Here is a 21,675-nt window from a genome sequence, read left to right on the forward strand (position 1 = left end):
AAGCGCGACGGCCGGCGACCCGGGCCCCGTCCGCCTGAACTGGAGCCATCCGTGAGCCGTCTCGACAGTTTCATTCGCCGCCTGACCGCCCAGCGTGCCTGCCTGGATCGTGCCGCGGAGATCATCCGCGATCTCGACGGGCCGGTGCTGGAGCTGGGGCTCGGCAATGGCCGCACCTACGATCATCTGCGCAGCATCCTGCCCGACCGGGAAATCTTCGTGTTCGAGCGCAAGGTCGCGGCCCATCCGGATTGCATCCCCGACGACGCCCATCTGATTTCGGGGGATCTGGCAGAGACCCTGCCGCGCGCGGCCGAACGCATCCCGGCGCCCGCCGCCCTCGCCCATGCCGATATCGGCAGTGGCGATGCCGAGGCGACGGCCCGGAACGCCGCCCGGGTGGCGGCGGCGCTGCCGGTTCTGCTGGCGCCCGGTGCGGTGGTTGCGGCCGATCAGCCGCTCGACGATCCAAGGCTCCGGCCGATCGACCTGCCCGAGGGCGTGGCACCCGGGCGCTATCACCTCTATCTCAGGGTCGAGGTGCCGGAATGAGTGCGGCCGGCCCCACGCTTCCGCCGGCCGCCAGCCTGCCGCCGGGCATGGGATCCCCCGATGGCGGGCGGGTGCGTGCCCATACCCTGGTCACCATCCGCTGGCTGGCGATCGCCGGGCAGCTGGCGGCGATCATGCTGGTGTCGCAGGGGCTGCGCTTCCCGCTGCCTTTGCTCGAATGCGTGGCCGCGGTGGGGGCCTCGGCCCTGCTCAACCTTGCCACCACCCTGGCACGGCCGGCCAATGCCCGGCTGACCGACGGCCAGGCGGCGCTGTTCCTGGCCTTCGACGTCTGTCAGCTGGCGGTGTTGCTGCAGCTCACCGGCGGCCTGGCCAATCCCTTCTCGGTGCTGGTGCTGGCGCCGGCCACGATCAGCGCGACCATCCTGTCGGTGCGTTCCACCGTGGTGCTGGCCGGCATGTCGCTGATTGCGGTGACCATGCTGGCGGTCTGGCATCATCCGCTGCCCTGGGACGGCGAGGGCGGACCTCTCGCCCTGCCGCCGCTCTATGTCGCCGGGGTCTGGGCGGCGCTGGTCCTGAGCCTGCTGTTCCTGACCGTGTATGCCGCCCGGGTCGCGGCCGAGGCCCGGCGGATGTCGGATGCGCTTTCCGCCACCCAGATCGCCCTGTCGCGGGAGCAGCAGCTTTCAGCGGTGGGGGCGCTTGCGGCGGCGGCGGCCCATGAACTCGGCACGCCGCTCGGCACCATCGCCATCGTCGCCCGCGAACTGGAGCGCGATCTGGGCCCCGACGGTCCGCAGGCCGAGGATCTGGCGCTGCTGGTTTCGGAAAGCGCCCGCTGTCGCGAGATCCTGGCCCGGCTGGCGCGTGCCCCCGAACAGGCGAGCCCCGCCTTCAAGCGCCTGGGCCTGCCAGAACTGCTGGAGAGTGCGGCAGCACCCTATCGGCGCAGTTCCGGCCCCGAGATCGTGGTCGAGATCGACCCCGGATCCGATCCTGCGCAGATGCCCGATGCGGCGCCCGTGCCCGAACTGCTCCACGGCCTGGGCAATCTGGTCGAGAACGCCTCTCAGTTCGCCACCGGCCGGGTAACGCTTTGGCTGGGCTGGGATCCGCGCTATATCACGATCGAGGTGCGCGACGACGGCCCGGGCTTCCCGGCGGATCTGCTGCCCTGGATCGGCGAGCCCTACATGTCCACCCGCCGCGAGGCGGGGCGCATGGGGCTCGGCGTGTTCATCGCCAAGACCCTGCTGGCCCGCACCGGCGCTGATGTCCGTTTCGCCAACCGGCCCGAGGGCGGGGCGGTGGTCAGCCTGCGCTGGTCGCGTTCTGCCCTGGCGGGCGGCAGTAAGGGTGCCGCCCGGCCGGTGTCGTTCTGAATGCAGCCTGCTCCACTGCTGCGGGTCCGTATCGCAAGAGGAAATGCCGTCCCATGTCCACGCCGCCACATGTCGATGCGGAAGATGCCGATCTGATCGACCTCGCCGCCGCAGCCCCCGAAGACCGCGTGCTGATGATCCTGGATGACGATGCGCCGTTCCGGCAGCGCCTGGCCCGGGCGATGGAGCGCCGCGGTTTCGACGTCCATGCCGCCGGCTCGGTCGCCGAAGCGCGCGACCTGCTCACCAGCCTGCGGCCCGCCTTTGCCGTGCTCGACATGCGGCTGGACGATGGCAGCGGCCTGGATCTGGTGCCGGCCCTGCGGGACCGGCGCGAGGACGCCCGGATCGTGATGCTGACCGGCTATGGCAACATCGCGACCGCGGTGGCGGCGGTGAAGGCCGGTGCGCTCGACTATCTGGCCAAACCCGCCGACCCGGACGATCTGGAGCGGGCGCTGCTGTCGCGCTCGGGGGTTCTGCCGCCGCCGCCCGAGCATCCGATGTCGGCCGATCGCGTGCGGTGGGAGCATATCCAGCGGGTGTTCGAGCAGTGCGACCGCAACGTCTCCGAGACCGCCCGGCGGCTGAACATGCATCGCCGGACCCTGCAGCGCATCCTGGCCAAGCGCTCGCCGCAATAGGCCCCTTGACCGCCGGACCCTGGCGGCGCCGGATTGTGATGCGGGCTGGCCGCCCGGATCGGTAAGCGATAGTCTTTTGGGCATGGATCAATTCCGGCGCGAACCCGTCGCCGGCCTGCCCCGAAGGCCGCCATCGCCATGACCACGTCCGAGACCCTGCCGCCCTATACGGCCGATGACCTGCTGATCGATACCGTGCCGCCGCCGACCGATCCGGCAGCCATCGGCCCCGGTGCCGGTCGCTTCCGGCTCTGGATCCCCGAGCGTATCCGCTTCGGCGAGACCGATATGCTGGGGCATGTGAACAACGCGGTCTATGCCCGCTGGCTGGAGCTGGGACGCACCCGGCTGTTCGATCTCTGCGGTCTCGCCACCCGCTATGATCAGGATGCTCCGACGGTGATGGTCCAGGCCGAGCTTCGGATCGGCTACAAGGCCGAGCTGCGCTATCCGGGGCTGGTGATGATCGCGACCGGGGTTCAGCGCATCGGCCGCAGCTCGATCGCCATTCCGCAGGCGCTTTATGCCGGCGGCGTGCTGATCGCCGACAGCGACAGCATCTGTGTCGCCATCGATCGCGACAGCCGGCGCCCCGCAGAAGTGCCGGCGGATCTGCGCCGGGCGCTGGAGCGCTATGCGACCCGCGAACCTGCGGCGGGATGACGGGTGACGGCCGGCCTCAGCGTCGGCCTTCCGCCTCGCGACGCCCTTCTGCTTCGCGACGGCTTTCCTCGAATTCGCGCAGGGCCAGCGGCTCGAACGGGCCGGTGCCGTTCTCGGCCTCGCCGGCTTCGCGGCGGCCGGCGGTGCGACCGGATTTGAAGGTGCGCTCGTTGACATATTCGACCAGCGCCGAAATCAGCTTGTCGCCCTGGGCCTTGTCGACGATGCCGGTATCGCGCAGTGCCGCGCGGAGATATTCGTCGAAGCGCCGTTTCACCTCTGGCATGCGCTGGGCCCAGAACTCGACCGAGCCGGTGAGATAGCCCAGCATGAAGACCTGATCGGCATGGCTGTTGCCGAAATCCGGGCTGGCGAGCGCGCGGGCGAGGGCGACGATCCGGCTCACCTTCAGCAGAACGTCGTCGTTCTGAATGGTGGGCGCCGAGCCCTCAGCCAGCTTCAACTGCCGGGTAGTGAGCTCGGCCTGCGGCTTGGCCAGCGCGTCGCGCGCGCTGGTCAGCACCTCGCGGCGACGCTCGCGGGCATGGGGCGTTTTCGGGCGGGTCCAGAACTCCACCCGTTCCACCAGCTTGGCGAGACTTTCCGACTTGATGATGTAGTCGTCGCCGCCCGCTTCCAGGCAGGCCCGCACGGTTTCGCGCGTGTCGAGCGAGGACAGGAAGATGATCGGCACGGCCGAGCCCAGGATCCGGCGGATCCGCCCGCAGGCCTCGATACCGTCCATGCCCGGCATCATGATGTCGAGCACGACCAGTTTCGGTGTGTTCGAGGTGCACAGCTGGATGGCCTGCTCGCCGTTATTGGCGGTAAAAACCGAAAAGCCATGCGCCTCCAGCACGTCTCGGTAGAGCTTGCGGAGACTGTCCTGATCCTCGGCGAGGACGATGAGACCACGGCTGGTGACGGTCATGTTCTGCCTGTACGCGGGCCGACCCGTTGCCGGGTGGTCATCTGACGTCCGGAGCGGACGCGGGCCATTGAATTCCGACGGGGTCGGTACCGCCGTCACGGGAATCCACACCCATCGGATACGCCTCCGAAGGTACACCGGGCCGCAGGCGCACACCAAGGAAATCCGCCGCTTGCCGCCTGTGCTGCGCGATTGACAGCACAGGTTCCACGCCGGATACTCGCCCCTTTCCAGCGTGTCCGTCGCCGTTATGACGGGTGCGGACACCCAACCGCCACGAGGAGCGAGGGACAATGATCCCGGCCGTGATGCCGACCTATGCGCGGACCGATCTGACGTTCGACAAGGGCGAAGGCGCGTATCTGTATACGGCGGACGGGCGACGATTCCTCGATTTCGCCAGCGGCATCGCCGTGAATGCCCTCGGGCATTCCCACCCCCATCTGGTCTCTGCGCTGACGGAGCAGGTGGGGAAGCTCTGGCACGTGTCGAACCTGTATCAGAGCCCCGGTCAGGAAAAGGCTGCGGAACGGCTGGTGGCCGCCACCTTCGCCGACACCGTGTTCTTCTCCAATTCGGGCGCCGAGGCGATCGAATGCGGCATCAAGATGGTGCGGCGCTATTTCGACCTGTCGGACCAGCCTGGCCGCTATCGCATCATCACCGTCCAGGGCGCCTTTCACGGCCGCACGCTGGCGACGCTCGCCGCCGCCGGCAACAAGAAGTACCTGGACGGCTATGATCCGGTGGTCGACGGTTTCGATCACGTGCCCTTCGGCGACCTCGCGGCCGCCGAGGCGGCGGTGACTGAGGAAACCGCGGCGATCCTGATCGAGCCGGTTCAGGGCGAAGGCGGCATGCGGCCGGCGGCGCTCGACTATCTGCGCGGCCTGCGCAAGCTCTGCGATCAGCATGGCCTGCTTCTGTTCCTGGACGAGGTTCAGTGCGGCTTCGGCCGGACCGGCCGGCTGTTCGCCCATGAATGGGCGGGCATCACCCCGGACATCATGGCGGTCGCCAAGGGCATCGGCTCGGGCTTCCCCATGGGCGCATGCCTTGCGACCGAAAAGGTGGCGGCGGTGATGGGACCCGGGACCCATGGCTCTACCTTCGGCGGCAATGCGCTCGCCATGGCGGCGTGCAATGCGGTGCTGGACGTGATGCTCGAAGACGGGTTTCTCGACCGGGTCCGCCAGGCGTCCGAACGGCTGTGGGGGGAGCTGTCGCAGCTGATCCCCAACTATCCGGGCGTGCTGGAAGAGATCCGCGGCGCCGGGCTGATGCTGGGATTGAAATGCGTGGTGGCCAACGGGCGCATGGTCGATGCCTTCCGGGCAAACGGCCTGCTGACCGTTCCTGCGGGCGACAATGTGGTGCGTCTGCTGCCGCCGCTGATCATCGGTGATGCCGAGATCGACCAAGCCATCGACGCGATCCGTCGGGCCTGCGACAGCGTCGCATCCGAGATCGCCACAGAGGAGGCCGCCGGATGACGGCCCTGGACCTGACCATCGACGCGCCGCTCACTGCGGCGCGGACGCCCCGCCATTTCCTGGATCTGGACGCGCTGCCGACGGCTGAGCTGCGGCGCATTCTGGATTTCGCCCATGCGCTGAAGGCCCGCCGTGCGGCAGGCGAGCGCCCGCCGCTGCTGGGCGGCCGGACCCTGGCGATGATCTTCGAGAAGCCGTCGACCCGGACCCGCGTGTCGTTCGAGGTGGGCATGAACGAGCTGGGCGGCTCGGCGTTGATCCTGAACCCGCAGGACAGCCAGCTGGGCCGCGGCGAAACCATCGCCGACACGGCGCGCGTCCTGTCGCGCTATGTCGACGCGATCATGATCCGCTGCCACGCGCACGAGACGCTGACCGAACTGGCGGCACATGCCAGCGTGCCGGTGATCAACGGCCTGACCCGCCGCTCGCATCCCTGCCAGCTGATGGCCGACCTCATGACCCTGGAAGAGCAGGTGGGGGCCGGGCAATCTGGCCGGCCGTCGCATCGCCTGGGTCGGTGACGGCAACAATATGTGCGTGACCTTCGTACAGGCGGCCGTGCATTTCGGCTTCGATCTGGCGATCGCCTGTCCTGCGGCCTATCAGCCGGATCCCGACGCGGTGACGGCGGCCCTGGCTGCCGGTGCCCGTGTGACGGTGGGCGAGGATGTCGGTGCCGCCGTGGCCGGCGCCGATTGCGTGGTCACCGACACCTGGGTGTCGATGGACAGCAAGGACGCCGAAGCCCGCCAGCGCGACTTCCCGGCCTATCAGGTGAATGATGCGGTGATGGCGAAGGCAGCGCCCGGGGCGGTGTTCATGCATTGCCTGCCGGCCCATCGCGGCGAGGAAGTCACCGACGCGGTCATGGACGGCCCGGCCTCGGTCGTGTTCGACGAGGCGGAGAACCGGCTTCATGCCCAGAAGGCGGTGCTCGCCTGGTGCCTGGGTGTCATGGAGACCAAGTGATGACGACGACGCCGACCCACGGCGCCGGAACCCCTGCCGAGCGGTCGACCCTGGTCGACCGCTCGTTGCCGTTCCGGCTCCCTTGGGCCGAGGCCCGCGGCCGTGTTGCACGGCTCGGCCCGGCGCTGGACGAGATCCTGGGGCGCCATGCCTATCCGGCGGCGGTCTCTGCCGTGCTGGCCGAGACGGTGACGCTGGCCGCCATGGTCGCCCATTCGCTGAAGACCGACGGTGTGTTTACGGTGCAGATCCGCGGTGACGGCCCGGTCTCGCTGATGGTCGCCGATGCGACCGCGTCGGGCGCATTGCGGGGTTATGCCCAGTTCGATGCCGACGCCGTGGCGGCGCTGGACACGGCCGTTGCCGGCGTGCGCCATCAGGGCGCACCCTCGATGCCGCGCCTGTTCGGCCGGGCCTATCTGGCGCTGACGCTGGACCCGGGGCAGGGTATGGAGCGCTATCAGGGTATCGTCGAACTCGATGGCGAGCGTCTGGCCGATGCGGTTCACGCCTATTTCCGGATGTCGGAGCAGATCGAAAGCGCCGTGCGGTTTGCGGTGATGCCGCCCGAGGGCGACCGGGGCTGGCGGGCCGGCGGGCTGCTGCTTCAGCGCATGCCGCCCGAGGGCGGCACGGCGACCGCGGCCGAGGATGCCGAGGACGGCTGGCACCGTGCGGTGGTGCTGGCCTCCAGCGTCCGCGACCAGGAGCTGACCGACCCGGATCTGCCGCTCGAGACCCTGCTGCTTCGCCTCTATCACGAGGATGGCGCCGTCGCCTACGAGGCGCTGCCGCTCGGTTTCGCCTGCCGCTGCTCGCCCGAGCGTGTCGAGGGGCTGATCCGCAGCCTGCCCGTCGACGATCTGGCCGAGCTGACCGTCGACGGCCGGGTCGACGTGGTTTGCGAGTTCTGCGGCACATCCTATGTCTATGACGATGCAGACATCGCCCGGCTGCGGGCGAATGATGCCCACCGGCACTGACGGGCCGCCGGATCACGTCGAGGACGCCGGCCATATCGAGGGAGACTGACCGACGATGACCACCTCCCCGTTCCATCCGACGCGCCTTCATCCGATGCGCCCCCATGCGGGCGTCGGACCCACCCGTCGCCGGGTGTTGGGCCTGGCCGCCGGTCTTGCCGCGGCAGGCCTTCTGGCCGGCTGCGCCTCGGAGCCGCTGCCCGAGGGGCCGAAGCCGATCCGCTTCGACGACAAGCCGAAATTCCGGCTGAATGTGGCCCGGGTGCAGCTGCTGGACAATTACCAGCCGCCGCGCAAGGCCCCCAATGTCGAGCATCTTTTCCCGACCTCACCGGCACGGGCTGCCGGCGACTGGGCGCGGGACCGGCTGGAGGCGGCGGGTGTGTCGGGGACGGCGCGTCTCGTTATCCGCGACGCGAGTGTGATCGAGAAGCCGCTCCCCCAGACCGGCGGCATTCGCGGCACGTTCACCCAGGAACCCACCGACGAATACGCCGCGACGCTGATCGCGACGCTCGAGATCTTGTCGGAGACCGGCGAGCGGCAGGCCTATGTCGATGTCGAATCACGCCTGGTGCGCGCCATCGATGCCAGCGGCTCTCCGCTCGCCCGTGAAGTCGCCTTCGATCGCATGACCCGCGACCTGCTGGCAGGATTCGATCAAAGGTTGAGTGAGAATCTGAATACAACCCTCAAGGACTATGTTCTTTGATTGCTCGCGTCTGATCGCCGCAGACCTCCCTTTTCGGCTTAAGCAAAACCCATGGTGGTTTGACAGGGGTCATCATATCGCCTAGGTTCTTTCGACCGTCGGCCGCGATTGCGCGGGCTGCGGTCGGAATGGAGGACCGGGGCATGAACCGGATGTCGGGTGTCGAGGAGCTGCCGCGGGTTGCCCGCGGTGAGGGTGGCCATCGGGGGGACGCGGCGCCGACGGTGCGACGTTCGACCGATGCCGGCAATGTGCAGAGTGTGGCGCGTGCCGCGGCAATCCTCCGCGTTCTCGCCGGCCATGTGGGTGAAGGGGCGCGGCTGTCCGAGATTGCGGGCGCGACCGGGCTGCACAAGGCAACGGCCCATCGTCTGCTCGCTGCCCTGAAGGAACAGGGGCTGGTCGACAAGGCGGCCGACACCCATCGCTACCATCTCGGGCTGGAGCTGTTTCTGCTCGGGTCTTCCGCATCCAACCGTTTCAGCATTCGTGATATTGCGCGGCCGTCGCTCCAGCGTCTGGCCGAGCAGACCGGTGACACGATCTATCTGTTCGTGCGCAGCGGCATGGATGCGCTGTGCGTCGACCGCGTGGAAGGGGCCTTCCCCATCCGCACCCTCAGCCTTGATGTCGGCGGTCGCCGGCCCCTGGGAGTTTCGGCGGGGTCGCTTGCCCTGCTTGCGGCGCTGGGCGATGAGGAGGTCGGCCAGGTGATTGCAGCCAATGCCGAGCGCTTCGCCCGCTTCGACTGCGCCCCTGAGGAGGTCGGCCGGATGGTCGAGGCCACGCGGCGGGCCGGCCATGCCGTCAGTGACGGCATGATCGTGCCCGGCATGTGCGCCGTGGCGGTGCCGATCAATGATCGTACGGGGATGCCGGTGGCAGCGATCAGCATTGGTGCGATCAGCCAGCGCATGGACGCGACGCGTCGCGCCCGTATCGTGGGCCTGATGGCCGCCGAGGCACGGCGGATCGAGCAGGGCCTGCAGCCGGCCGCCACCCCCGGCCGGCGCCGGCGCAGTGCGCGCAGCGCCGGCGCATCGGCCTGATCGGCCCTCAGTCCCCGATCCCCCCTCAGTCCCCGATCCTCAGAATCCGGGTCGTGACCCGGGCAAGCTGCACCGGGTCCGGTTCGGTGCCGAGGCCCGGCGCATCCAGCGGAGCGACCAGCCCCCGCCCGGTCAACGCGACCGGAAGGGTGGTGATGTCGGGGGCGAAATAGCGGGCGCTTTCTGCGACATCCGACGGATAGGTCATACCGGGCAGGGTGGCGAGCGCGATATTCGTCCAGCGGCCTATGCCGGTCTCGAATTTGGCCCCGGTGAAACAGCCGATGCCCTCTGCCGCAAGCCGGTCGTGGATCGCTCTTGCCCGGATCAGCCCCCCGACCCGGCCGACTTTAATGTTGACGGCGCGGGCCGCGCGACGTTCCAGGAGGTCGTCGACGTCCTCCATCGTGTGGATGCTTTCGTCCAGGCAGACCGTGGTGTCCAGCCGGGACTGAAGGGCTGCATAGGCCTTCCAGTTGTGCGCGGCCATCGGCTGTTCCAGCAGCATCAGCCCGAACCGGTCGAAGCCCGCCAGATGATCCAGATCCTCAGGGCCATAGGCGCCGTTTGCGTCGGCCAGCACCGGCATATGGGGCAGTTCGGTACGCAGCGCCGACAGCGGCTCCACGTCCCAGCCGGGCTTGATCTTCACCTTGATCCGGTGATAGCCGCCATCTTCCGCCCGCCGGGCCGCCGCCAGCAGATCGGCGACGCTTCCGGTCACGCCGATCGTGGCGCTGGCCTTGACCGGCCTGACGTCGCCGCCGATACGCACCGCCAGCGGCACGCCATCGCGCCGGGCCAGCAGATCGTGCAGCGCGACCTCCAGCGCTGCGACCGTTTCGACATGGCCGGCCACATCGCGGAACCGGTCGAGCATGTCTTCCGGCCCCTCAATCTCATGGCCGACGAGCATCGGTGCCAGATGGCGCTCGATGATGTGCCATGCGGTCTCGATGGTTTCGTAATGGTAGAAGGGCGATTCCATGGCCGTGCATTCGCCCCATCCCGACAGCCCGTCGGATCGGATCTCGACGATCAGCTTGGTCCAGCGTTCCATGCGCTGCCAGCGATTGGCGAAGGGCGCCACCATCTTCGGCGTCACGAAACGCAGCACGATCTCGTCGATCCGCATCGGGGAGTCTCCCTGGGGTTGAGATGATCCAGGGATGATAGCGGTAGGAAAATATCAATCCAACGTTGAATATCGAGGTAAGAAAGACCGCGGGGCCCAAGGGCACCGCGGCCTTGCGGTTCAGCGTGTCATGGCGCCATAGACGCCCTGGCGAACGATCAGCCGATAGGGCTCACGTTGCGAGACGCTCTGCATCATGTAGACCACCAGCAGCTTCTCGCGCGGGTCGATCCAGAAATAGGTACCGGCATAGCCGCCCCAATAGAGATCGCCGGTGCTGCCCGGCCAGGCACCGTCCTCGCCACGACGCACGGCGAAGCCCAGGCCGAAACCATAGCCCAGGGGGCCCAACCCACCGGTATCGATCTCGGGTGTCAGATGATCGGCGGTCATCAGCCGCACGCTGGCCGGGCTCAGGATCCGGGTGCCCTCCAGCTCGCCGCCATTCAGGATCATGCGCAGGAAGCGCAGATAGTCGCGGGTGCTGCCATACATGCCGCCGCCGCCCGAGAGGAAGGTATCGGGGCGCGCAGGGTCGAGCAGCTCGGGCGGCTTGTTGCCGAAAGCGGCCTCGGGATCGGCGGCTGCCACCCGGCTGCGCAGGGCCTCGGGCACGTGGAAGAACGTCTCGGTCATGCCGAGCGGCTTCAGCACCAGCCCGGCCACGACCTCATCCAGCGGTTTGCCGGCGGCGACTTCCAGCACCCGGCCAAGCAGGTCCGTCGAGCGGCCATATTCCCAAAGCGTGCCCGGTTCCGCCACCAGGGGCAGCTTCGCCAGCTTGGCTGCATACTGCTCGTTGGTGTCGGTCCAGAGATGGGTGCCGGCAGCCAGATAGCGGCTCTTGATCGCCGACTTGCCAAACACGCCATAGGTCAGGCCGCTGGTGTGGCGAAGAAGATCACGCACCGTCATCTTGTGCGTGGCGAGGGTGGTCTCGACCGTCGGCTTGCCGTCGGCGCCAGCGACCTCCCGGCCGACCTCCAGCCTGGCGAAATCCGGCAGATAGGCCGATACGGGGGCCGCCAGCAGCAGCCGCCCGTCTTCGATCAGGCGGATGGCCGCGACCGATACGATCGGTTTGGTCATGGAATAGAGCCGGAACAGGCTGTCCTCGGTCATTTTCGTGCCGGCGGCCCGGTCCTGCCAGCCGACGGCACGCAGTGTGACCAGCTGCCCGTCACGTTCGACGGCAAGCACGGCGCCCGGAATGCGGCCGGCTTCGGCATCCGCTGCCAGCCGGTCGCCAAGGGCGGTGAGCCGGGCGGCATCGAAGCCCGCGCCCGCGGCATCCGTGACAGTGGTTTCCGCAGCCCGGGCAGCCGGAAGGCCGGGTATCGTCGTCAGCAGGGCTGCGGCCAGAAGGGCGGCGTGCAACGACCGGCGTCGGCCGACCGCCGATCCGGCAAGGGATGTGAGACAGATCATCTGGGTCTTCCTCCCTCCGTCGCCCGATGCGTTGCCGGGCGATCATGGTCGGCCCGGATGCGACATCCAGACCTGTCATGATCAGGCGGGGCCGGTGCCCTTCTGTCAACGTAGACGGGAGAAAAATCCGCTATGCGAAACCCGTTATCCCGGCAGCCGTCGGGCCGGGCGGGTGGCCGTCACCAGGGCCTCGACGTCTCGGCAAAGCGGCTGGGGCAGATTATCGGGATCAGCCCATATGGCGTCGCGGGCGTCGTCGGCCGCCCGCAACCCGGCGGATCCGGTCACGGCAAGACGGATGGCCACCAGCACGAAATGATGGTCCGGCCGATCCGCGGCACCTTCCGCGACCTCCAGTACCGCGACAGGTTCCGGTGCGGGCGAGGCATCGGCCCGGACCTTCAGGCCGGTTTCCTCGGCCAGTTCACGGGTGGCCGCGTCGACGAGCCCCTCTCCCCAATGCACCCGGCCGCCGGGGAAGCCCCAATGGCCGGCCTGGGGCGGGTTTGCGCGCAGCACCAGGGCGACGCGCCCGTCATGCCAGGCGATGGCAATAACGCCGACCCCGGGCATGGCCGGATGCGGAAGAGCGGGGGCTGTCTCGGTCACGGGCGGGAAGCTCCGGTCATGGCCTCCCCGCCCGGCCGGCGGTCAATGCGGTGCGAGGCGGCGGAGCAGGTCGGCGGTGTAGCGGTCGAGCATCGCCTCGGCATTGCTGCCGAGTGCGCGGAGCCGATGGGTGCAATCGCAGATCAACAGGCCCATCAGATAGCTGAACACCTGACAGAGTTCCATACGCCGGGCATCCGCGTCCAGACCGGCATAGGCGGCAAGCGCGTCTCCGATCACGTCCAGCGCCTGGGAGAGCTTGCGATTCAGCCGGCGGTCAAGCTCGGGCGTCAGGCCCGCCGGCTTCAGCCCGTGATAGAGATAGAGGCCCAGGCTCAACTCGTCGGGGCGGCTGCGGTAATAGGCGAAATAGCTGCGCAAGGCGATTTCAACCCGTTCGCGCGGATCCGTCGCATTGCCGCTGGCCGTCGCCAGATGCTCGTGAAGGCTGGTCAGCCCGTCCGAGAGGACTGCGGCATAAAGCTCTTCCTTGTTGCGAAAATACGGATAAATCGCGCCGGTGGTGCAGCCGGCGGCCGCTGCGATGCCGCGCATCGACGCGGCTTCCAGACCCATCTCGGCAAAGACCGATCGGGCGGCATCGACGATGATCTGGCGTTTCAGGGCGCGAACCGCCTGGTCGCGCGCCATGCGCGGTCTCACGGCCGGTGCAGGGCCCCGGGCGGGCAGTTGGGTCGCGGTGGTGGTCTGCGTATGGCTAAGCATCATGGTCAGGATCCCCCCTGTGCCGCCCGGCCCCTGTGTCTGGCGGACGGCCGCGGACCCGGAAATTGGCGGGCATGGTTGGTCCATGCTCCGTCCGGGGCGCATGTTCTCGGCATGGCGCCGTAGATGGTCGAGCCCCTCTTCTCGCGGATGCGATACAGATCCGGTACGCCAGATCCCGCAGGCTCGTTCCGATATGAGGAAAAGCCTAACCGAATCGCAATTTTCTGTTCCTCGGTGCGTTGACAGATGGTGCGACGTGAATCATGCTACTATAGCAGTAGTCTATAAACCTCTATGGTGCATCCCGAGGCAGGCGGAGAAGGCCGGGGGGCGCTCCGATCGCCTGCCTGTACCGGATGGCGATCAGCCGGGACAGCCGCCAGCGCCGGAGTTATCTTTGATGGGTCAGTTGACGGCCGGCCGGCCGACCGATGCTCCACCGGACAAGGGATGCCATGCTCTCTGAAGCGAAGTTCATGACCGTCGCTCACTGGGCAAAGGATCTGAATGAGGAGGATCGCGAACTCGCCCGGCGCAACATGACCGAGAAGCTGCTGCCCAAAGGCGCCTACCTGCTTCACGAGCACGACCATGTCGACGCCTGGTTCGGCGTCATCGACGGACTGCTCAAGATCAGTGTGGTGGCTGAAAGCGGTGAAATGGTCAGTCTGGCCGGCATCTCCAGCAGCGGTTGGGTTGGCGAAGGTTCGGTGATCAAGAACGAACCCCGGCGCTATGATGTCGTGGCGCTGCGTGATACCAGCATAGCCCTGCTCAATGGCCGCACCTTCCGCTGGCTGATGGACAACAGCCCCCCCTTCAACAAATTTCTGGTCCGGCAACTGAATGAGCGTCTGGGCCAGTACATTGCGTTCGTCGGCTATGGCCGCCTGCTCGATCCGACTGCGCGGCTCGCCCGGTCGATCGCCTGGATGTTCAACCCGGTGCTCAGCCCGAACAACCAGCTTCAGCTCGGGATTTCGCAGGAAGAAATCGGCCTGCTCTCGGGCATGTCGCGCCAGACCGCAAGCAAGGCGCTGCGCCAGCTTCAGGCGGAGGGCTTGCTCAGGCTGCAACACGGGCAGATCGAGATCCTCAATCTGGAGCGGCTCAGCCGTTACGGCACCAAGCTTTGAACCCTGCCTGGAACCGGGTCAATCAGCCTTGAGCCTGCCAGCATCAGAAGCAGGCCCGGCAGTTATGAGGATGGAAACGCACCCATGCCTGTCACCGACACCGCGCCCCGCGTGGCGCTGGTTACCAATGCGACCAAATATGCCGGCGCCCCCACGGTGGCGGCGCTTGCCAGCCAGGGCTGGCAGATCATCGCCCATGACGCATCCTTCACCGACGTGGCGGCCCGTGCCGCCTGGGAGGCGGACAACCAGGGCATGACCGCCGCCGAGGCTCAGGATCCGGCCGGGTTGATCGCCGAAGTGCGCGACCGGATGGGCGGGCTGCACGGTATCGTTTCCAACGACGCCTATCCCGCGATCCGTCGCCGTATCGAAGAGACCGAGGCGGAGGCGCTGCGCGAGATGCTGGAGGCGCTGACCGTCTTCCCCTTCGCGCTCGCCTCGGCAGTGACCCCACACCTGAAGGCGCAGGGCGCCGGCGCCATCGTGATGGTCACCTCCGCATCGCCGCGCCGTCCCTACCCGGGGTTCGCGATGTACGCAACCGCCCGCTCGGCCTCGACCGGGCTTGCCAAGGCACTGGCGAACGAGCTGGCGCCCCATGGCATCCGGGTGAATGCCGTGGCGCCGAACTTCCTCTACAGCGAGACCTATTACCCGCGCGCCAAATGGATCGACGATCCCGCCGGTGCCGCCCGGGTGCGCGAGATGGTACCGCTCGGCCGTCTGGGCCGGCCCGAGGAGATCGGTGAACTGATTGCTTTCCTGCTGTCCGACAAGGCCGGCTTTGTGGTCGGCGAGACCGTGGGCTTCACCGGCGGCTGGCCGTAAGACGGGGCTGACAAGGCACCGGACATGGAAAAGCGGCCTGCACCGGGTGCAGGCCGCTTTTTGAATCTGGTGCCGGCGGTAGGAATTGAACCTACGACCTACTGATTACGAATTAGCCGACATTTAATGAAATCAAGGGACTGCGCACTATTTTTAGGCGGAAGCCCTTCATTCTTCGGATAAAGTCGGACGCGGCTACGGCCGCGCCTTATGGTCATCCTTGATCATGTCGATCAGGCCGACAACGCCGGCGGCAACGCCGACGATCTGCGCCGCGACGGCCGGGTCCAGCTGCACGCCTGCGAACGTCGCGACCCAGACCAGGCCGCGCGCGGTGGACGGCTGAAGCAGCCGCCCCTTCATCCACGACCACAGGCCGTCCTTTTCCTCGTCCATTTCTCTGCCCTCCTTCCTATTGTTCCGCGGCGAGGACCATCCCCGCCCGCATCATGCGCAGCGCCCGCCGGGTCCAGCCGCCGGCGTTGTGCCCCCAATTGCTCAGGCTCGCCAGATACTGGATCCGCCGCGCCGTCATCTCCTCGATCAGATCGGCCGCATTCGCGGCCTGGACCGCGGCCAGCGTCCGCGGGCCGATGATCCCGTCCGCCGTCACCCCCGCCGCCTGCTGAAGCAGCCGCCGGGCGCTGGCCCCCCCCTGCAGGAACGCCATATCGGCCGTGACCAGGTCCACGCCGGCCGGCAGATCGTCGCCCCGGACCGGCCCCCAGAAATGCCGCTCGAACAGGCCCAGCGCCACCGGCTCGGTGACCAGCAGGATATCCGCCCGTGTCGTCACGCCGTCGCCGTCGAGGTCCAGCCCGATCGCGTCAGCGAAGCGCAGCGAGATCCCCCAGCGGGTGGTGCCGCCCGGATCGGCTGCCGCCGACCGGTCGGACACGGCCGACCCGCCTTCCGCCAGGGCGATCGCCGCCCAGGCCGTCGATCGATTGTCCTTCACACTCCCCCCTTCCGGGCGGCCAGCAGCCGCCCCACCAGGTCTTCCAGGCCCCGCGGGCCGAGATAGGCAATCGCCACGATCGCCGCGGTACGCGGCGCGCCGACCAGCCCGAGATGTGTCGCCATCCCGTCAGCGACGAGACCTATCCCGATCGCCGCCAGGAGCTCCCACAATAGGTGAGTGCTGAAAAAACGGCGCCGGCCGCGCTGTACCTCGCCGACATGCCATAGGAGGCGGCCCACATAGGCGAGCAGGCATGCCAGCCCGATGGCATCGCAGGCTTGCCGCGCGGCGGCCCAGATATCCGAGAGCATCAGACCCCATCACGATACGGATAGACATCTCGCGGTCCGCGCCCGACAGCGCGCAGGGCACTGATGTCGACGGATCGCAGGGCGCCGCCCTGAGACCAGACGACCGCGGTCCCCAAAAGCATCGTCTGGAACAGGGCTCCGCCACGGACTGTAATGCTGTCCCCGACAGCAAAATCGCTGGCGACATCGTATGGCACCTGTATTGCCGAACCGCCGGATCCGATAATCTTATGTGAAGAAGACGATGTATAGACCCATCGTCCCGTATATTCGTTTTCAGGAAAAACTGCAGATGTGATGATGTTCGTCACGCCGGAAGAATATGACGCGGACAGGACCGTCATATTTGCTATCTGTATGAAGAAAGGTAGATTTGACTCAATCCTTGCTCCCATGGTAATATCAAGATCGTGGCTCGGCGAATATTCAACATAAACATAGTCTCCAATGCTGTATTCGGAGACTTCAGATGTTGAATATAGATTTACGCCATAGTTATAATAAGTGTTTATTTTTGAGCGCCGCGTCAATCCATTTCCGCGACCTGCAATATGATGTTTTGCCCACGGCGTTCCGGTTGTGAGGCTCGTCCCGAAGCTGATCGAGTTCCCACTTTTGCCCGCCACCTGGGCCACACCTTTGATCGGTGTTGACATTTTGCCGTCGAAAATCGCAGGCGTGGAGCTGGACACATCGGGGTGAGTCCGCTCGATGCTCCCGGCCCATGAAAAAGCCGGGCCGGTCGGCCGGATACCTTCCGGCGTCTGGCCCGTCACCCCGTAGCTACCGTCAATGAGCACGTGCACGGCCCCACCACCGCCGCCGAGGGTACAGCCATCGTCAGCCGACACCTTGCCTTGTCCGTGGATGGCGATTTTCGGGCTGCCGATGAAGCCGGAAAAGAGATATGCGCTCAGTCTCAGGCGGCCTTCGATCCACATACCACAGACTTCTGGCGATCCACCCGAGGCAAAACCGCAATCAATCTTTCCTTCCTGGATATATATCTCTGCCTTTGCGGCCACAAATACTCCGCAATATTTTGGCTGTTCTATGCGAAGTCCGTTTATCGCTATATTATTGACGCCATTTCCGAATATAACGGCGGAATCTGTATAGGGATACACTACGCGGTCATTCCGCGACATGGGCTGGAATATGTCAATGTCAGTCCATCCCATGTCATATGGGCCAGACACTCTAATGTGCGGCCCCCGGCACGCGGTGAACCACAGGTTGTTTAGCGACCATCCATTAGCCCCTGATTCTGGTGGTGCACCCGCCGCAATATCCATCACAATAAGACCTGCGGAAGTGCAGTTCTTAAACCCAATATGACTTATAACTACATTATTTTGGCTGTCACCATAGAAGCAATATCTGTCAGGATTTGTCATTTTTATCCATGATACTGTTCTATGTGCACCAATTATTGATGTATTTCCGTTGACATTAATCCGCCTGGTCATGAGGTATTCGCCCTGAGGGACGAAGACCGCCCCCCACCTGACGGCCGCCTCCATAGCGTCGCTATCGTCAGTGACCCCATCGCCTTTCGCTCCCCAGCATTTGAGGGAGAGACGCTCCCTGCCGGCTGTCACCCGGCGCCAGAGACCTGGACCGCTTGACTGTCCGGTCGGGACAAGCCGCGTCCCGCCGTCGTCCGGTGTCAGGCGGCCAGGAATAATTTCGGACGGTATCCAGGGGGACGGGTCCCAAACGTACACACCGCCAGCCCCGTCGGTCGACGCGTAGTATCCGATCGCCCTTATATAGATAAGGCTTTCATTACTGCTCTTCATTTCCTCGAAATTATACGACCTTATTTCGTCAACAGATGAAACCGTCATCGTGTTGCTGAATGAGGGCATTTGAATATAGGTCAGCGTCCCGGCTGACGTCATCGCCAGTATTTTATTTGCCCGCGCCGCGACGCCTTCGAGCGGCGGCTGCGGGCCGTCCGCATCAGGAAATCGGACCGACTGCGCTATCTGACGCTCGATTTCCTGCGACCACATGACGATGCGATCCAGCTCTTGATTCATCGCCCGCGCGGTGAAATCACCGCTCTCGATGTAGTCTGTGAGCCGTCTGATCGGCATCGCGCCGACAATCGCGATCAAATCTCCAGCCAGCGCCGGCAGAGACAGCGTCACAGTGGCGGTCGCAGCCCCGATACCGGATACGCTGTAATCGGTATCGAGCACCAGCGTCACATCCGCGCCACTGCGCCGGCGCACCACGCGGATATCACCGGCCCCGAAGACTGGCCAGCTGAGGGGAAGCGATGTCTCCCCGCCGGTCATCTCGTAGCGCTCGACTCGGGTCGAGGGGGTGACAGGAAAGTCGGCCATGGGATCACCCTCCGTCCGGAGATGTCGGCCAGCCGCCGCCGCGCGGGATCACGCGGGACGGGGGCAGCAGGTATTTCTGATTGTTCTCCCGGGCCAGGCGCCGTTCGTGGCGCTGGAGATAGCCCGGGGACATGGCTTCCTGGAGATTGAACAGGACGAGATAGTCAATCGCCCACCGGGTGTAGGCCAGGTTCAGGAAGGGCGTGTTCGCCGTGACCAGCCGCAGCGCGGCCGCGGACGGGTCTTCGCCCTCTCGGATCCCGTAGATGACGTTCATGAAGTCGGAGGCGGTCGGGAAGAAAGGGCCGGCCAGCGTTTCCAGCGCGGTATTGCCGGTGCGGCTATAGGCCCCGAACAGAAAATCGCCGTAGATACCGGCGCCGCCGCCCTGTGCCATGGCTGCCACCCAGGTTCCCGGATTGGCCGGGTCGCGCGGCTCGCGGCCGCGGGACATCTCCTTGAGGCTCTGGGCGACATAGCCCAGCAGGATCGAGGCGGTCAGCTGATGGATGACGGCCGCGACCTTCGCCGGCCGGGCCGTCTCGCCATAGAGCGTGCGGCCCCACGACTTATTGAGGACAGCGGCCGGGAACGACTTGAACTGCGTGATCAGCCGCAGCGCCTCGCCCCATTCCGTGCCCGGCAGGGTGCCGCCGGTGAGGATGGCCCGCTCGTCGACACCTGCCTGCAGAACGGCATAGTCGACCCGGTCGGCATACATCGCGTCCAGCTTCAGCGCCAGCTCTTCACGCGCGCGGATCCGGCCGTCAGCCAGGGCCTTTTCAAGCCGCTCCGGCGCCCGCTCGATGCGCTCCAGCCGCTCGACCAGGGCGTCACGCACCCCGTCGATAGCCTGCGCCGCCGCGTCCTGCGCAGCCTCGCCGCGCGCCCGTTTCGATTTCAGCGCGGCCAGCTGCCGGGCGAATTTCTCGCCGATCTGCCGTTCGGCGCGCGCGAGAGTATTCACCTCGCGGGCCATCCTCTCCAGCGCCTTGCTGGGCGACAACTTCTTTCCCGCTTCCCCATACCGCAGCTTCATAACATCTTGCCCGAGCTGGGCAGTCGTCTTTTGATAGCGCCGCATCGCGTCGACAGTGGCGCGGATGTCCAGCTTTTCGGCGTCGCGATCTCCGGGCAACATCTTGTCGAGCACGGCTTGCAGCTTTTCGATCCGACGCGCCAGCTTATCTGCCTGCCCGACATCGACCGACAGCCGGTCAAGATGCGCATCAATCGTCCGCTGCACCTCTGCCGCCCGCAGCTCGTCGAGGGCGTCATCCCCGATCTGCCGCGCCCGCTCCGGCGTCAGGAAAACGCGGCCTTCCTCGTCCGTGGTCCAGGGCAGCTTACGCAGCGCCTCCCATTCCGCCGGCGTGATGCCGGCGCCGGTCAGAAGCCGCCGACTTTCGGGCTTCAAGGTGCCCCACGCTCGATCCTGCTGTTTGCCCAGCTGGTGCGCCATCAGCTGTACGGCGCCGGTGCGCTGCGCATCGGTCCAGTAGGAAATCCCCGTCAGCTCGAAAAACAGGTTTTCCCAGCGCGACAGCTTCCCCAACACCGACGGATCGTCGGCGTCATAGCGGGCGTGCAGCGCGGAAATCATGCCCTCGACGCCAAGGCCAAGTTCTGCGGCCAGCTCGGGGTTCTGGCCCCGGCGGCCGCGCACGGTCGAGAGGACGCCATCGCTATACGCCTGGAGCAATGGCAACCCCTGGTACCGCAACTCTGACGCCTTGCCGGCCAGGTCGGTGACCGCAGAAATGACAATCCCGCCCAGCTTCGCCGTCCGCTGCTGCATGCGGATCAGCTGGCCGACGCGCGCGAGGGTCCGATTGACCGGCTGCTGCGCTGTCCCGTCCAGCACGTCGAACCGGCGGGTCAGCGCCACTTCTCGCGATTTATTGTGGTCCATCCGCCTGGTCGCGCGGATGTATTCAAGATCGGCCTGGAAGCCATAGCGGGGGTTCGTCCCGAACACCTCCATCAGCGCCGCATTCCGGCTCCCGCTGTCCATCTCGCCCAGCCAGGCCGCGATCAGATTTTCGGCGCCGAATTTCTGCTGATAGTCAAACCAGCCATCGGCATCGCGCCAGTGCAGCACCCGTTCATGCGACAGCCTCTTGGCCAGATTGCCCGGCCCTTTGAAGGCCGGCGCCTTGTCGAAGCCCTTCCATTCCTGCGTCAGGTGCACGCCGCTCACCAGCGCTTCCCAGGCCGATCGCAGGAAGGCGTCCCGATCGGTCACGCCCTCGAAGGTCCGCTCGTCCAGCCGCGGCAGGATGTAATCCCGCCAGCTCTCGAAGCCGGCGCGTCTGATCCGATCCGGATCGTGAGCCGTCCGCGCAATCCGGCCTTCATACTGCCCGATCCAGGCGCCGGCGCGATTCTGGATCTCGCGCGCCCGATCGAGGTATTTCACCCCGATCTCTGCAATCTGGCCGGCGCTCTTGTTCTTCGTGATCCCGGTCTTTCCACCCTCGCGATTCAATTCGAAAACCTCGCGGGCGACCAGCCGCCCGAATTCCGGGCTCGCCAGCTCCTTAGAGGTGACACCGGTCTGCCGGATCTCGGTCGCCATGCCCCGCAGCAGCGTGGTCCGCAGCCCTTTCGCCCGGGCCTCGACGCTATAGCGATGCCCCGCGAATGGGGTATTCACGCCGGTCAGAAGCGCTTTGAGGCCCATATAGGCCCCCGGGGTGTCGCCGACCTTCGGCGCGGTATCGATCAGCCCCCGCCGCGCCGCCTGCCGTTGCAGGTCAAGCCGCTTATTCCGGGCTTCCACAGCCGCCGCCGCCCGGGCCTGTGCCGCCAGCTCTTCCGCCGCCACCCGGCGCAG

The 21,675-nt window shown here is 66.4% G+C and carries 20 protein-coding genes and 1 pseudogene; 11 read left to right on the forward strand and 10 right to left on the reverse strand.

Going from position 1 to position 21,675, the window contains the following annotated elements; translation table 11 throughout:
* Positions 1–51: 51 nt before the first annotated feature.
* The 4 genes from TMO_RS00110 (at position 52) to TMO_RS00125 (ending at position 3,205) form a co-directional block, all read left to right on the forward strand.
* Entirely contained in the window at positions 52–552 is a 501-nt protein-coding gene (locus TMO_RS00110; protein WP_014743541.1) for a class I SAM-dependent methyltransferase, read from the forward strand.
* Positions 549–1,898 carry an ActS/PrrB/RegB family redox-sensitive histidine kinase gene (locus TMO_RS00115; RefSeq protein WP_014743542.1) on the forward strand — a complete coding sequence of 450 codons (1,350 nt, stop codon included), beginning with the start codon at positions 549–551 and terminating at the stop codon, positions 1,896–1,898. The genes TMO_RS00110 and TMO_RS00115 overlap by 4 nt, the downstream gene beginning before the upstream one ends.
* Positions 1,899–1,951: 53 nt before the next feature.
* Complete coding sequence (locus TMO_RS00120; protein WP_014743543.1) at positions 1,952–2,542, forward strand: ActR/PrrA/RegA family redox response regulator transcription factor; 591 nt, start codon at positions 1,952–1,954, stop codon at positions 2,540–2,542.
* Positions 2,543–2,680: 138 nt separating this feature from the next.
* On the forward strand, positions 2,681–3,205 hold the full coding sequence (locus tag TMO_RS00125) for an acyl-CoA thioesterase (protein WP_014743544.1): 525 nt from the start codon (positions 2,681–2,683) through the stop codon (positions 3,203–3,205).
* 16 nt (positions 3,206–3,221) lie between these two features.
* Here the strand turns inward: TMO_RS00125 and TMO_RS28900 are convergent, their stop codons facing one another.
* Positions 3,222–4,136, reverse strand: a complete 915-nt coding sequence (locus tag TMO_RS28900; RefSeq protein WP_014743545.1) for a response regulator — start codon at positions 4,134–4,136, stop codon at positions 3,222–3,224.
* Positions 4,137–4,429: 293 nt separating this feature from the next.
* Between TMO_RS28900 and TMO_RS00135 the strand changes: the two genes are divergently transcribed.
* The 5 genes and pseudogenes from TMO_RS00135 (at position 4,430) to TMO_RS00155 (ending at position 9,345) form a co-directional block, all read left to right on the forward strand.
* The gene (locus TMO_RS00135) at positions 4,430–5,629 is read left to right on the forward strand and encodes an aspartate aminotransferase family protein (RefSeq protein ID WP_014743546.1); all 1,200 of its coding nucleotides are present in this window, start codon (positions 4,430–4,432) and stop codon (positions 5,627–5,629) included.
* A pseudogene (gene argF, locus TMO_RS00140) lies at positions 5,626–6,601 on the forward strand (ornithine carbamoyltransferase). The gene TMO_RS00135 and the pseudogene argF overlap by 4 nt, the downstream one beginning before the upstream one ends.
* Positions 6,601–7,584 (forward strand): Hsp33 family molecular chaperone HslO, encoded by a 984-nt coding sequence (locus TMO_RS00145; protein ID WP_051045278.1) that lies wholly within the window; start codon positions 6,601–6,603, stop codon positions 7,582–7,584. The pseudogene argF and the gene TMO_RS00145 overlap by 1 nt, the downstream one beginning before the upstream one ends.
* Positions 7,585–7,639: 55 nt before the next feature.
* Entirely contained in the window at positions 7,640–8,296 is a 657-nt protein-coding gene (locus tag TMO_RS00150) for a hypothetical protein (protein WP_014743550.1), read from the forward strand.
* Between the two features lie 143 nt (positions 8,297–8,439).
* Positions 8,440–9,345, forward strand: coding sequence for an IclR family transcriptional regulator (locus TMO_RS00155; protein ID WP_014743551.1), 906 nt, complete (start codon positions 8,440–8,442; stop codon positions 9,343–9,345).
* A gap of 25 nt (positions 9,346–9,370) precedes the next feature.
* On the opposite strand, the gene menC is transcribed toward TMO_RS00155, so the two are convergent.
* The 4 genes from menC to TMO_RS00175 form a co-directional block, all read right to left on the reverse strand.
* Positions 9,371–10,480: an o-succinylbenzoate synthase gene (gene menC, locus TMO_RS00160; protein WP_014743552.1), complete on the reverse strand. Its 1,110-nt coding sequence runs from the start codon at positions 10,478–10,480 to the stop codon at positions 9,371–9,373.
* Between the two features lie 120 nt (positions 10,481–10,600).
* A complete protein-coding gene (locus TMO_RS00165; protein ID WP_014743553.1) occupies positions 10,601–11,908 on the reverse strand; it encodes a serine hydrolase domain-containing protein in 1,308 nt (435 codons plus the stop codon).
* 144 nt (positions 11,909–12,052) lie between these two features.
* The gene (locus TMO_RS00170; protein WP_014743554.1) at positions 12,053–12,517 is read right to left on the reverse strand and encodes an NUDIX hydrolase; all 465 of its coding nucleotides are present in this window, start codon (positions 12,515–12,517) and stop codon (positions 12,053–12,055) included.
* Between the two features lie 42 nt (positions 12,518–12,559).
* Entirely contained in the window at positions 12,560–13,168 is a 609-nt protein-coding gene (locus TMO_RS00175) for a TetR/AcrR family transcriptional regulator (protein WP_014743555.1), read from the reverse strand.
* Between the two features lie 533 nt (positions 13,169–13,701).
* Between TMO_RS00175 and TMO_RS00180 the strand changes: the two genes are divergently transcribed.
* Together TMO_RS00180 and TMO_RS00185 are read left to right on the forward strand one after the other, a co-directional pair.
* Positions 13,702–14,382, forward strand: a complete 681-nt coding sequence (locus TMO_RS00180; protein WP_014743556.1) for a Crp/Fnr family transcriptional regulator — start codon at positions 13,702–13,704, stop codon at positions 14,380–14,382.
* 84 nt (positions 14,383–14,466) lie between these two features.
* A complete protein-coding gene (locus TMO_RS00185; protein WP_014743557.1) occupies positions 14,467–15,213 on the forward strand; it encodes an SDR family oxidoreductase in 747 nt (248 codons plus the stop codon).
* Positions 15,214–15,408: 195 nt separating this feature from the next.
* On the opposite strand, the gene TMO_RS00190 is transcribed toward TMO_RS00185, so the two are convergent.
* Genes TMO_RS00190 through TMO_RS00205 form a run of 5 tightly spaced genes read right to left on the reverse strand, consistent with a single transcriptional unit; the run spans position 15,409 to position 21,666 of the window.
* Positions 15,409–15,609: a hypothetical protein gene (locus TMO_RS00190; protein ID WP_014743558.1), complete on the reverse strand. Its 201-nt coding sequence runs from the start codon at positions 15,607–15,609 to the stop codon at positions 15,409–15,411.
* 16 nt (positions 15,610–15,625) lie between these two features.
* The gene (locus TMO_RS28905) at positions 15,626–16,171 is read right to left on the reverse strand and encodes a glycoside hydrolase family 108 protein (RefSeq protein WP_014743559.1); all 546 of its coding nucleotides are present in this window, start codon (positions 16,169–16,171) and stop codon (positions 15,626–15,628) included.
* Positions 16,168–16,485, reverse strand: a complete 318-nt coding sequence (locus TMO_RS00200) for a phage holin family protein (protein ID WP_051045279.1) — start codon at positions 16,483–16,485, stop codon at positions 16,168–16,170. Before TMO_RS00200 ends, TMO_RS28905 begins: the two co-directional genes overlap by 4 nt.
* Entirely contained in the window at positions 16,485–18,839 is a 2,355-nt protein-coding gene (locus TMO_RS30135) for a glycosyl hydrolase family 28-related protein (protein WP_014743561.1), read from the reverse strand. The genes TMO_RS00200 and TMO_RS30135 overlap by 1 nt, the downstream gene beginning before the upstream one ends.
* A gap of 4 nt (positions 18,840–18,843) precedes the next feature.
* The gene (locus TMO_RS00205) at positions 18,844–21,666 is read right to left on the reverse strand and encodes a hypothetical protein (protein ID WP_145978032.1); all 2,823 of its coding nucleotides are present in this window, start codon (positions 21,664–21,666) and stop codon (positions 18,844–18,846) included.
* Positions 21,667–21,675: the final 9 nt, after the last annotated feature.

Origin of the sequence: Tistrella mobilis KA081020-065 (genome assembly GCF_000264455.2) — a bacterium.
In the GTDB taxonomy this organism is placed as follows: Bacteria; Pseudomonadota; Alphaproteobacteria; order Tistrellales; family Tistrellaceae; genus Tistrella; species Tistrella mobilis.